At 57.8% G+C, this 12439-nt stretch carries 8 protein-coding genes; 4 read left to right on the top strand and 4 right to left on the bottom strand.

The window, feature by feature from the left end; all coding sequences use genetic code 11:
- Positions 1-30: 30 nt before the first annotated feature.
- Positions 31-1074, bottom strand: coding sequence for a threonine aldolase family protein (locus NB063_RS13750; RefSeq protein WP_250929309.1), 1044 nt, complete (start codon positions 1072-1074; stop codon positions 31-33).
- 205 nt (positions 1075-1279) lie between these two features.
- Here NB063_RS13750 and hisD point away from each other — a divergent pair, with 205 nt between their 5' ends.
- Positions 1280-2647 carry a histidinol dehydrogenase gene (hisD, locus tag NB063_RS13745; protein WP_250929308.1) on the top strand — a complete coding sequence of 456 codons (1368 nt, stop codon included), beginning with the start codon at positions 1280-1282 and terminating at the stop codon, positions 2645-2647.
- A 114-nt stretch (positions 2648-2761) separates the two neighbouring features.
- Here hisD and NB063_RS13740 read toward each other — a convergent pair whose 3' ends face one another.
- Positions 2762-3961 carry a hypothetical protein gene (locus tag NB063_RS13740; RefSeq protein ID WP_250929307.1) on the bottom strand — a complete coding sequence of 400 codons (1200 nt, stop codon included), beginning with the start codon at positions 3959-3961 and terminating at the stop codon, positions 2762-2764.
- A gap of 485 nt (positions 3962-4446) precedes the next feature.
- Here NB063_RS13740 and NB063_RS13735 point away from each other — a divergent pair, with 485 nt between their 5' ends.
- The 3 genes from NB063_RS13735 to NB063_RS13725 all read left to right on the top strand — a co-directional run bounded on the left by NB063_RS13735 (position 4447) and on the right by NB063_RS13725 (position 7488).
- Positions 4447-5889: a DUF1598 domain-containing protein gene (locus tag NB063_RS13735; protein ID WP_250929306.1), complete on the top strand. Its 1443-nt coding sequence runs from the start codon at positions 4447-4449 to the stop codon at positions 5887-5889.
- Between the two features lie 59 nt (positions 5890-5948).
- Entirely contained in the window at positions 5949-6239 is a 291-nt protein-coding gene (locus NB063_RS13730; protein ID WP_250929305.1) for a hypothetical protein, read from the top strand.
- Between the two features lie 451 nt (positions 6240-6690).
- Entirely contained in the window at positions 6691-7488 is a 798-nt protein-coding gene (locus NB063_RS13725) for a hypothetical protein (protein ID WP_250929304.1), read from the top strand.
- 105 nt (positions 7489-7593) lie between these two features.
- Here NB063_RS13725 and NB063_RS13720 read toward each other — a convergent pair whose 3' ends face one another.
- Both NB063_RS13720 and cimA read right to left on the bottom strand, forming a co-directional pair.
- Positions 7594-10683: a valine--tRNA ligase gene (locus NB063_RS13720; protein WP_250929303.1), complete on the bottom strand. Its 3090-nt coding sequence runs from the start codon at positions 10681-10683 to the stop codon at positions 7594-7596.
- Positions 10684-10828: 145 nt separating this feature from the next.
- Entirely contained in the window at positions 10829-12430 is a 1602-nt protein-coding gene (gene cimA / locus NB063_RS13715; RefSeq protein WP_456061994.1) for a citramalate synthase, read from the bottom strand.
- Between the last annotated feature and the right edge of the window lie 9 nt (positions 12431-12439).

The following is a 12439-nucleotide window of genomic DNA, read 5'->3' as shown; positions in this document are numbered from 1 at the left end:
TCAGGCGATTCAATCGGTCGTTTCCGATCGTTACCGAACGCTGCCCGCCATCGCCATCACCTCATGCAGAATGCGACACGCACGCTGCACCTGTTCCGGCGTGACGTCCAAGTGCGTGACGAATCGAATCGCCTGTTCACCAATCGCGAAACAATCGACTCCCGATGCAAACAGACGCGATTGCATCTCGGCAGCCGTCCCCCACAACGGATCAATGTCCAAGACGACGATGTTCGTGTCGACACGTCCGCCTCGGATCGAAAGGGCAGGCAACAATGAGGCGGTGTAGGCGAGTTGCTGGGCCGCTTCATGATCGAAGTGCAAGCGTGCACGATGATTGTGGATCGCGTGCAACGCACCGGCTGCGATGATTCCCGCCTGGCGCATGGCACCTCCAAATAACTTACGCGCCCGCCGCGCCTCCTCAATAAACGCTTGCGAACCGACCAAAGCCGAACCGACCGGCGCCCCGAGTCCTTTGCTAAAACACACACTGACCGAATCAAACGGCGCGACCATGCGGGCGACGTCGATTCCCGTTGCGGCGGAAGCGTTCCAAATCCGTGCACCATCGAGGTGTGTTTTCAAGGAATGTTCGTGAGCCCACAAACAAGCCGCGTCGATCTCTTCTTGAGGGATCACCCGGCCACCCCAGCGGTTGTGGGTGTTCTCCAAACACAGTAACCGGGTCCGGACCATGTGATCATTTTCGGGGCGGATCGTACCGACCAAGTGCTCCACACCGAGCACGCCACAATCGCCCGCAATGGTATGGGCGACGAGCCCCGACAATTGCGCAAAGGCACCTTGTTCGTAGTGATAGATATGACAATCCGCTTCACACAAAAACTCACTGCCACGTTCGCAATGCACCCGCACACCGATCTGATTGGCCATCGTGCCGCTGGGCATGAACAACGCCGCCGGCTTGCCGAGCAACGCCGCCGTCTCACGTTCGAGTTGATCGACCGTGGGGTCGATGTCGATGACGCCGTCACCAACGATCGCGTTGGCCATGGCTCGCCGCATCTCTGCGGTGGGTCGGGTGACAGTGTCACTTCGCAAGTCGATCATGACAGGATTCTCGAACAAATGCCGGGAGGGTTGGATAGATTGCCGTCTGGCGAGAGTGATGAGGCCAGCGACCTAATAAGCATACTCTGGCGAAAGCACGCCACGGGGTTTAGCTTAACGATTCGCCCGCTGCTGTGACGGCCTCACAACCGCCCCAGACTATCACATAACTCAACCGAATTCCGACACCAGACGACGAATTTTCATGACCTCCGAAACAGTCGACTCATTGATCCGGTACGTGGACGCCCGAGAAGGCGGCGACGAAATCCTCGCCGAGCTGCGTGAAAAACTCAGCCCACGAGGTGATTTGGTTAGCCCCCGTGGTCGCGAATTAACACAGGCCGTGTTCGGAAAACCACTCACCCCGATCGAAGTGGTCGAGACGATTTGCCGTGACGTGCAAACCGAAGGCACGTCGGCACTGCTTCGCTATACCGAATCGCTCGACCGCACCCAGTTGACCGGCGAAACGTTACGGGTACCGGCTGAGGACCTGCGGGAAGCCCACGCCGCGGCCGATCCGGAATTCCTCGAATCGATCCGCCAGATTCGTGACAACATCGCCGAATTCCAATCCGCGATCCGGCATCACGACGTGACGATCGAGCCACGCCCCGGGGTCCGATTGACCCAGCGGTACACGCCGATGCGACGGGTCGGGATCTGTGTCCCCGGGGGCGCCGCCGCCTACCCGTCGACGGTCCTCATGACGGCTGTGCCCGCCCAAGTCGCGGGCGTCGATGAGATTGTTGTCGTCGCGCCGCCGACCCGGTTCGGCGCCTACAACCAAGACATGCTCGCCACCTGTCACGAACTCGGCATCAAAGAAGTGTATCGGTGCGGTGGTGCTCAAGCGGTCGCGGCGATGGCGTATGGCTGCGACGCGTTACCCGCCGTCGACAAGATCGTCGGCCCCGGCAACCTGTTTGTCGCCCTGGCCAAGAAACACGTGTTTGGCACCGTGGACATCGACTCATTCGCCGGACCGAGCGAAGTGATCGTGATCGCTGACTCCACCGCGTCGCCCGCCTTCATCGCCGCCGACTTGCTCGCCCAAGCCGAACACTCCCCGGGATCCGCGATCCTGATCACGTGGGATGAATCAATCATCGATTCGGTACGCAGCGAATTGCAATCTCAACTCGCCGAACTGGATCGCAGCGATCTGACGCGCGACGCACTCGCCGATTTCGGGGCCCTGATCTTGGTGCGAGACGCCGAGCAAGCGTGCGAGCTGACTGATTCGTTTGCGCCGGAACACCTGCACATCGAAACCGCCGATCCCGATAACCAGATCGCTCGGATTCGAAACAGCGGCGCCGCTTTCCTCGGACACCACACGCCCGTCGCACTCGGCGATTACGCGGCCGGGCCCAGCCACGTGTTGCCCACCGGTGGAACCTGCAAATGGGCAGCCGGCTTGTCCGTCAACAGCTTCCTGCGATCGGGCAGCGTGACCATGTTCACCGCCGACGCTACGAAGGCGATCTCCGAAGATGTGATCCGGATCGCCGAAAAAGAAGGCCTGACCGCCCACGCCCGAAGCGTTTCGATTCGCACGGAGCCATAAGCTCCCCGTCCGCAAAACCACCGACGAGTGGATCATGCTTAAACGCAAACTGCCGATCCATCTGAGACGGATCGGCAGTATTCGATGATGTTGCGAGCGAGAAAAACGTTACTGTTACGATTCAATCAGTAACTTGACGGCATCGAGATAACGACGGATCACATCAGGATCGACGTCTTCGAACCCGGCCGTTTTGTGGCGAAGGATCGACAGTTTGAGCGACTCGATCACGTCGGCCAAATCATCCGGCAGCTCCGGCAGCCCCGCGAACGGTTGCGACGGCGAAGGTGCCTGCTCGCCGTCAGCAACGCCCACGCCGCCACCGCCATCGGCTTGGTTGGCGTCGTTCATGTTGTTGCCTTCGGGCAACGCGGCGAGTTCGGTTTCTTCGCCGAAATCGGGTGGCTCATAAGCCGGGCCCGCGGCGACACCATCGGTATCACCGTCGTAATCGCGAGTGGAACTGCCACCTTGAGCCGGTGCGGTACCGAGGTCAGGAGTGTCTTCGTCGAGGTCGACTTCAACGATTTGGCTACCACCGGGACGATCCGATTCAACGGCTCCGTTGGCACGCCAACGCTGCTCTCGCATCACCGAAACCGACCATTTCTCTTCAACAGCCCCCTGCAACCACAACGCCGCGTCATCCCAATCCAATGCGGCGAGGAAGTGACTCCAATACAGCGAGGGGTAGGTCTTTGCTTGCGTACCGAATCGATCGTATACCCGGCGAAGGCGACCGACATGGGGCGACGTGACGCCACCAACCCGCGAGGCCCATGCCTCATCGGAATAGTCGGTAACCGGGGCACCGGCTTCAATCAAGGCTTCTCGCCACTCGCTGATGATGCGACCTTTCTCCCAGTTAGTCGTGCTGACCAAGGAGTTCCATTGTCCGACGAATGGCTGCTGAAGCTCGACGAGTTCCTCATCGCTGCCGGCGGGTTTGAATCCCGAAGAGGGGTCGGCCGACTCCTCAGCAACGTCGGTCATCTCAGCGGGCTCGGTCACATCAACGGACACCTCATCGTGTTCGGCGACCGCCTCATCATCGACGTACTCTTCGTAGCCGTCGTCTTCATCACTTCCATCATTCGCCATCGTGGCGGGTTGTTCGTCCAGAGAATTGCCCTCTTCGGCGACCGCAACTGCGGCGTCGTCATCGTCAGGCACGTCTTCGTAGACCTCCGATGCATCAAAACGTGGGTGCGTGGTCGCTGGCGTGACCGAAACCTCCGACGACGCGGTGGCATCGGCGGGTGCAGGGTCAGCTGTGTCATCAGGGGCGGAGGCGTCAAAGTCGTCTTGGGTCATCGGCTTCTGCTTACGGGGTAAAGATTGGGCTCCATCAGGTAGCCGCATACGCTACCCTGCCACTGCCCGGATCGTGAAGATTCGATGTCCGATTTCGATGAATCTCAGGCATATCGGTATCCAATCGCATGGACAAGGAAAGCCCTGAGGTGTGGGAAAAGTGTCCGGAGTACGCGGCATTGATCGTCAAGCATGAACAATCGCTCCAACCGGCACGACATACCACCCACCAGCAGGGAGACCTCAGGCACGCATGGCGTGACAAGACGACGGGGAACGAACCCGATCGATCCGATCGAGCCCCGGCAATCAGATCGGCGGCTGAGTTCTCGGCGGCCGGAACATGTTTTCGTCGGGTTTGAATGCGTTTTTGTTGCCGATATCAACCCTTCGAGCTATCCTGAGTCTCATTCACTCATGCTGTCGCCGACCGCCCCCATCGTCCGCCGCGACGATGGTCTCTTCCACGCCGAATCTGCTCTCTCATGAACGCAACCCTCCGCCGCTTCCTTCCCGCTCCGGTTTCCTGCGGTCTTCCGAACTCGATGTTCCGCACGGTCGGATGCCTACTCGTTGGTCTCACGCTGTCCCTGAGCGGCTCGATTGCGACGGCTCAGAACACCGGTGGAGACACAATCGTCTTCGGTAACCCGATCGCCGGGGTCGATGTGGATGCGACCGGTGTATTGAAAGTCCGAACCGTCGACCCCCGGCTCGCCCGCCAGCGACTGATGCAGGCCCGGCAAGCTGCCCAAACCGAAGATGTGATGCAGCGCAGCGAATTGCGGAAAGTCTCGCTCAATCGACTCGAGAAAGTCGTCGCCGAACGCCTCGCTGCCGACCGTCCACTCTCCGATGACATCCTTGCCGTCGCCGGTTTGACGACCGTCAAATACGTCTTTTTCTATCCCGACACGCAAGACATCGTGATCGCCGGTCCCGCTGAGGGATTCGTCGCTGATCCAACCGAACGTTTCGTCGGAATGAATACCGGCCGGCCCACGATCTTGCTCGAAGACCTCGCGACCGCATTGCGGGCATACCCGCCATCGGCGCCACCCACCCGTGTCATCTCGGTCTCAATCGACCCGACCCCCGAAGGTTTGGCCCGGATGCAGCAATTCCTCCGCGCCGTCGGTGGGAACGCGAACCGCGGCGATACAATGCGACTTGTTCACGGCCTCAAGCAAAACCTTGGGCTGCAAACTGTCACGATCAAAGGGATTCCCGCGGCAACACACTTCGCCCGCGTCCTCGTCGAAGCCGATTACCGGATGAAACTCATCGGCATCGGCCTGGAACAACTCCCCGTCCCAGTCCGCAGCTATGTTTCCCGCACCAACCCGCAAACCGTTGCGGCAAACGCCCTCGAACGTTGGTATTTCCAACCAAACTACGACGGTGTCTCGGTCAGTGATGACCGAATGGCCATGCGTATCAACGAACGTGGCGTGCAACTTGTCGGCGAAGGCGAACGTGTCATGGGTGATGGTAAACGTGTGATGGCCGGCCGCGGCAACCGTGCTAGCCAAGCGTTCACTAAAGAGTTCACCGACAAGTATCCGTTGATCGCCAGCAAAGTGCGAGTTTACGCGGAACTCCAACAACTGATCGACCTCGCCATCGCGGCAGCCTACATCCAAGAGCAAGATTTCTACGCACAGGCCGATTGGAACATGCCCGTCCTCGGCGATGAAAGCCAACTGCGGGTGGAAACCTACACCGCGCCTGAAAAGGTCGAGACAGCCGTTAACGCGATTTGGCGTGGCAATACGTTGATGACGCCTCTTGGCGGTGGAGTCAACATGCAACCACGAGTCGCCTTCAACAGCGATCGCATGAAGGTCGACGCCAGCGGCGAAAACGTTGAAACCAAAAACGCTGCTGGCCCTAGCGACCTTGAGCCAGGTCAATGGTGGTGGGATTGATCGTTAGAGAATGCCGCTGAGAACAGCGTGATTCATTAACGTTAAGGACTTGTGGCCGGATGATCTCACCCTATGATGGAGCGGTGGTCGCGTTCGATAACGAATGCGACCACTCATCCGCGATTTCGCCGCCCCCCCACTCCTACATTCTTGCCAAGGACCGCCCTGTGTTAACTGAATCCACCATTGAAAGCATGTTCCGCGAAATCGTTTCAGTTCCTAACCCAACCGAAGAAGTATTCGATCAAGCGGAAGATCTTCTGGAAGCGGAACTGCGTGACGAAAGTCCTTTGCGTCACCGTTTAAGCGTCGAACTCGACGAACTTCGTTCGCTAGCTGCCGCTAAATAGTCAACACGGTTGCTGCTTGAGAGTGAATTCGCTGACGTCGCCACCGAGTCGGCAAATCATTCCCACCCCAGTTTCGTTGCTCACTCGATCCTAGCGAAACTCGCCTCTTCTTCTATTTTGCCCCATCTATCAAATGGGGCTGGCATTCCACCGGCTTCGCCCCTCCGTCGTTCGACACTCGGTGGGAATGGAATCGAAGTCTTCGCATCGTGCGAACGTTGCCTTGCAAGAAAAACGTTGTTGAAACGACAATGAGACGCAGAGGCGATCTCGCAAAGCTGGCATGCCCAAAATTGCTGCTCGCGTTTCATCACGATCCCCGCGCGACTTTGAAGTCCATCTCAAAAAATTCGGCTTAACGTTGGGGGCACCCTCGCATTGCCGAGATTGCGTATTTCGACTTCGCCAATCGCGTTAACAGTCGCATCGTTGGTCATGAACCACCGCCCCCATGTCAAATGACTTTGCGACTTCCGACGAACGTCAGCGGCTGAACGCTGAATTCGGCTCCAAACCTCGCTGGTTCATGCGGGGGTTGGCAGTGGGAATGTTGTTCATGGCCAGCCTCAACGCACTGTCGTACTTCGTGCGTTCGGAACATTGGGGCAGTCTCGTGGGCAAGATTCGGCCGCATGGTGAATCGATCGGGTTTCCGTTTGAGATTTGGGAATCCGGCAACATGTATGGTGGAATGTTCGCGGACTATCCGATGATCGGGCTCAACATTCTGGTTGCCATCGTGGTCAGCCTGCCGATCGCAATCCTGACGACGATCAAGTCCGATTGGCTCAACAAGCTGATGTTCGACAGTTTCCAAAGCGAAATGAGTGAAGGCGCAGACGACTCAGAATCGCAGCCAATTCAATTTAGCATCCAAAGCCTGATGATCGCGACCACGGTCGCGGCGGTGTTTGCGATGATCGCCAGCCGTTTTGCCGCACGCAAAGAAACGCTGATCTTCATCTACGCGCTCGGACCTTTGAGTCTCGTGCTCATCGCGATGTTGCCGCGAAGGTTGTCATGGCAACAACGCGTTGCCATCCTCACACCCTGCGCGTTCGCGTTGATCGCGGTCGCGATGGCGGTCGGGCAAGCGTTGAACATCGACTTCGACAAAGTGCTCATGGGCATCTTTCTATGCTGGACGCCCCAGAGTGCGATCGCGGCAATCGTCTTAACGATCGTCGTGTTTGCCCAGCTGTCGCGAAGCCGAAAGAGATCCGCTGCGTCCCCACCTGCCGCGACGTGAATCGCGGCAGCGGGTTTGCAAGACATCTTGGCAAACGGTCTGTTAACCAACCCGCTTCACCGTCTCTCGGAAGGGTGAAGCGTGGTGTCCGAGCCTCTTCGCCAACTATCCCTTCTTGGCTTGCAGTCGGGTGATGTCGTTGGTGACGCTCGTGTACTGCTCGCGGAGCATGACGAGCGACTCGCGTTCTTTATCGACGATCTCTTTCGGTGCGCGACTGACGAAGCTCTCGTTATTGAGCTTGTTTTCTTTTGCGGTGATCTGACCTGCAATTTGTCCAACCGATTTTTCCAATCTCGCCAGTTCCGCTTCCACGTCGATGAACTTCTCGAGGTCGACGTGCACATCCACATTCACATCGGCCAATCCGATGTGAGCATCGGTTTCAAACGGCTTGACGTCTGATCCGATTGCCACGATGTCCGCGGAAGCAAGGCCTTTGAAATAAGCCGCCATCGGCTCGAGCAGTTCGCGTGACGATTCATCGCAACGGATTGCGACCGGCACGGTGTCACTCGGTTTGATGTTTTGCGATGCGCGGATTTGACGGATCGCGGCAACGATCTTTTGAAACTCGCTGAACTGGCGTTCGATCTGAACATCGTGGTGCTCGGTCTGCGCGACCGGCCATGAACTCGTCATCACAAAGCGACCGACCTCGACGGGTTCGGGGACACCGCGACTCGGCGCGAGTTCACCGAGATACCCCCATACCGATTCGGTAACAAACGGCATGATCGGATGCAGCAAACGCAGCAGTTGATCGAGACCGTGTGCGATCACGTTTTGAGTAACTTGCTTTTGTTCGGGATCGCTGAGTCGTGGTTTGGCGATCTCGACGTAGAAGCTACAGAACTCGTCCCAGGCGAAATCATACAGAATCCGTGCCACTTCGCTGTATTGATAACGGTCGATCCCCTCACTGACTTGCTGCGTGACACTCGCCAATCGGCTGAGCAGCCATTTGTCTTCGATCGGAAGGGTCGCCACATCGATCGGTTGGGGCGTGAAGCCTTCGAGGTTCATCAACACGAACCGCGACGCGTTCCAAAGCTTGTTGACGAAGTTCCGTGCCGTCTCGAATCGTTCACTCACGACGGCTCCCTTCGGCAATGCCTGGTCTTCGGCTGTTTCGGCCCACTGGGTCGAAAACGGTTTACCGCAGGCGGGGCAATCGAGTTTGGGCAGCGATCGGTTCTTTTTGGTTTGGTCGATCAGCTTTTCACAAGCTGGGCATTCGTACTGCACCGGCATCCGCACGTCTTGGGTGTCACCGGCGAGACGTGCGAGACCAAAACGCAACGCGTCCGGTCCGAACTTGTCGATCACGTCGTTAGGGTCGACGCCGTTGCCTTTTGATTTCGACATGGTTTCGCCGAGACCGTCGAGAATCTTCGGGTGAATAAAGACTTCGTTGAAAGGCACTTCGCCGACATTGTTGAGTCCCATCAACACCATCCGTGCCACCCACAACGTGATGATGTCACGCGAGGTGATCAGCGTTGACGTTGGGTAGAACTTGGCGAGTTCAGCCGTTTCGGCGGGCCACCCCAGCGTGCTGTGGGGCCACAACGCGGACGAGAACCACGTGTCGAGCACATCAGGATCCTGGACGAGACCGAGGGCCTCCACGTCGGCTTCCACCGTCGCATCTTCGTCACGCACACACACAAAGACCGCAACGGTTTCTTCGCCATCGGGATCGATACGGTGACTGATTTGATCGGGATGCTGCTCGGCAAGTTTTTCCAACTTGCTCGACAATTCGTTAGCGTCAGATTGCGACAACCCACCCGTTGACCAGATCGGAATACGGTGTCCCCACCATAACTGTCGACTGACCGGCCAATCGCGTTTCTCGCTCAGCCAGTCGAGGTAACCTTTGCGATAGCGTTCGGGATAGATCTGCACACGTTCATCGGTCACCGCGTCCATCGCGGACTGGGCGAGCGTGTCCATCGCAACGAACCACTGATCGGCGAGGTACGGCTCGATCGGCGTTTTGCTGCGATCACTAATCGGCAATTCGATCTCGCGATCCTCGACTTCACCGAGCAATCCCAGTTCATCGAGGTCTGCGACGACGGCTTTGCGTGCCGCGGGAATCGTAAGCCCTTCGTACTTGCCACCGTCGGCGTTGATCGTGCCATCGGGGTTGAGCACATTGATCATCGGCAACTCACATCGCAAACCGACTTCGTAATCGTTCGGATCGTGCGCGGGCGTGATCTTGACGCAACCAGTTCCCATTTCCGGTTTCGCCCATTCATCGGCGACGATCGGAATCTCTCGATCGAGCAGCGGCAAACGGATGTGCCGACCGTCCGCAGCCATATCACGCAGTTGGATCAGCGACGGCAGCATCGCCGCACGCCGTTTCTCCAGTGCAGCGATTTGTTTTTCGATCAATGGCTTCTCTTTGCCGCTCGCCTCAGCGAGTTTTTCCTTCAAGCCTTCGGCAACGCGATCGAAAGCTGATGCGGGATCAGGGTGGACGGCAACGGCGGTGTCGCCCAGCATCGTTTCGGGGCGGGTGGTCGCGATTTCGATGGTTTTGGGTTCACCGGCTTTGGGATCGATGACCGGGTAACTCAGATGATAGAAGTGCCCTTTCTTTGTTTCGTTGAACACTTCATCGTCAGAAACGGCCGTTTGCAAAAACGTGTCCCAATTAACGAGTCGTTTGCCTCGGTAGATGAACTGTTTTCCGAACAGATCAAAAAACGTGGCCCGGACGGCGGCGGCACAAATCGGGTCAAGGGTAAAACGAAGGCGTGACCAATCGCAACTGCAGCCCATTCGTTTGAGCTGGCCAAGGATGCGTTGTTCGTATTGATCTTTCCACTGCCAAATTCGTTCGACGAGTGCTTCGCGACCGAGGTCATGTCGCGTTTGATTCTCGTTCTCTTTGAGGCGTCGTTCGACGACCGCTTGGGTGGCGATCCCGGCGTGGTCGGTACCCGGCATCCACAGGGTTTCGAATCCCTGCATGCGTTTGCGGCGAACGACGATGTCCTGCAAGGTGTTATTGAGACCGTGGCCGAGGTGCAACGCACCGGTCACGTTTGGCGGTGGGATGACGATCGAAAACGGCGGTTTGTCGCTGGACGCTTCCGCGTGCGAACACTTCGCCGCTTCCCACTGTTGAAGGATTCCAGCAGCGGCATCGGCGTGTTCAAAACGAATCGGAATCATGGGAAGGAGTAGGTAGCAGAGGAAGAATAGCGTTGAGCTACGAGCTACGAGCTACGAGCGTCCTGCTATTGATGTGCGAGTGAATGGAAAGCGATCCGCTTTCAAAAGGGTTGTGCGGCGTGGTACCGCGATCCGAAGCGACCCGTTACTTGCCCACCGGTGGTGAGACAGCCGCTTCCTTGTGCAACTTGTATTCGACGCTGTCGACGAGGGCCCTCCAACTGGCTTCGATGATGTTGTCACTGACACCGATCGTCCCCCAGGTCTCTTTACCATCGGTGCTCTCGATGTTCACACGAATCGAGGCTGCCGTCCCCGACGACGAATCCACAACGCGGACCTTGTAGTCGATCAGGCTGACTTCGCTCAGTTGCGGGTACGCACCGGTGAGTGCTTTTCGCAGCCCCGCGTCGAGCGCGTTGACGGGACCATGCCCTTCGGCAGCATCAAACCACAACGTATCTCCGACTTTGAGTTTGATGATCGCCTCGGCGAACGCGACATGGTTTTCGACGTCTCGGTCGCCCGCGACGATGCGGTACTTGATGGTTTCGAAATGCGGTTGAAACTTGCCACTGACCCTTTTAATCAAAAGGTCAAAAGACGCGGTGGCGGACTCGAATTGATAGCCCTGATTCTCCAACCGCACGACTTCGGCGAGGATCCGGTTCATCAACTCTTTGTCGTCACCCAGGTCATGTTTGCCCGCGACGGCTTCAATGTTACTGCGTCCGGACAATTCGCTGACCAAAATCCGGCGTTCGTTTCCGACCAGTTCGGGGTCGATATGTTCGTAGGTTTTGGCAGCCTTGTTGATCGCGTGAACGTGCATGCCGCCCTTGTGCGCGAACGCACTTTGGCCGACGAACGGTTGATTGCCACGCCACTGCAGGTTTGCGGTTTCGTAAACAAACCGGCTCAATTCGGTGAGCTGCGTCAACGGCCGTCCGCCGAGCACTTGGTAGTTCGGTTTCTTCAGTCCCAAGTTCGCGATCACGGCGATCAAGTCGACGTTCCCGCAACGCTCCCCGATCCCGTTGATGGTGCCTTGGACCTGCGTCGCACCGGCGTCGAGGGCGATGAGCGAGTTCGCGACGGCGAGTTCACTGTCGTTGTGACAATGGATGCCGAACTGCACGTCGTAATCGGCGACCCCTTCACGAGCCGCGGCGGTGATTGCGGAAATATCTTCAGGCAACGAACCGCCGTTGGTGTCACACAAGACCAACCATTTTGCCCCCGCGGAGGCGGCCGCACGGAGCGTTTCGATCGCGTATTTCGGGTTGGCCTTGTAACCGTCAAAGAAATGTTCGGCGTCGTAAAGGACGTCGCTGTGCCGGGCGAGGAACTCGGCACTTTCGCCGATCATCGCGAGGTTTTCCTCAAGCGTCACCCGCAGGACTTCCGTGGCGTGATAATCCCAGGTCTTGCCGACCATCGTGCAGCACGGGGTGCCGGCCGCGACGAGGGCTTTCATGCCCGGATCGTCCTTGGCTTTCATGCTCCGACGCCGCGTCATCCCGAACGCACACACTTTGCTGTTGCCGAGGTTCAGGCCGCGCACCTTTTCAAAAAACGCGACGTCCTTCTCGTTGGACAACGGATATCCGCCTTCGATGAATTCGATACCGATTTCGGCGAGCCGCTGGGCGATGTTGAGTTTGTCTTGCAGCGAAAAGCTCACACCTTCTCCCTGCGATCCGTCTCGCAAGGTGGTGTCGTAGATGGCGATAGATGTGGGGGACACTGGGGAAGC

The sequence above is a fragment of the Aporhodopirellula aestuarii genome (assembly GCF_023701485.1).
GTDB lineage: Bacteria > Planctomycetota > Planctomycetia > Pirellulales > Pirellulaceae > Rhodopirellula > Rhodopirellula aestuarii.
The sequence above is the reverse complement of the archived record's forward strand: the minus strand, read 5'-3'. Positions and strand labels throughout refer to the sequence as shown.

Excerpts from the sequence above, each read along its gene's own strand:
- NB063_RS13735 (WP_250929306.1), top strand. The coding sequence starts at position 4,447 with ATGAACGCAACCCTCCGCCGCTTCCTTCCCGCTCCGGTTTCCTGCGGT.
- NB063_RS13730 (WP_250929305.1), top strand. The coding sequence starts at position 5,949 with ATGATCTCACCCTATGATGGAGCGGTGGTCGCGTTCGATAACGAATGC.
- NB063_RS13725 (WP_250929304.1), top strand. The coding sequence starts at position 6,691 with ATGTCAAATGACTTTGCGACTTCCGACGAACGTCAGCGGCTGAACGCT.
- hisD (WP_250929308.1), top strand. The coding sequence starts at position 1,280 with ATGACCTCCGAAACAGTCGACTCATTGATCCGGTACGTGGACGCCCGA.
- NB063_RS13750 (WP_250929309.1), bottom strand. The coding sequence starts at position 1,074 with ATGATCGACTTGCGAAGTGACACTGTCACCCGACCCACCGCAGAGATG.
- NB063_RS13740 (WP_250929307.1), bottom strand. The coding sequence starts at position 3,961 with ATGACCCAAGACGACTTTGACGCCTCCGCCCCTGATGACACAGCTGAC.
- NB063_RS13720 (WP_250929303.1), bottom strand. The coding sequence starts at position 10,683 with ATGATTCCGATTCGTTTTGAACACGCCGATGCCGCTGCTGGAATCCTT.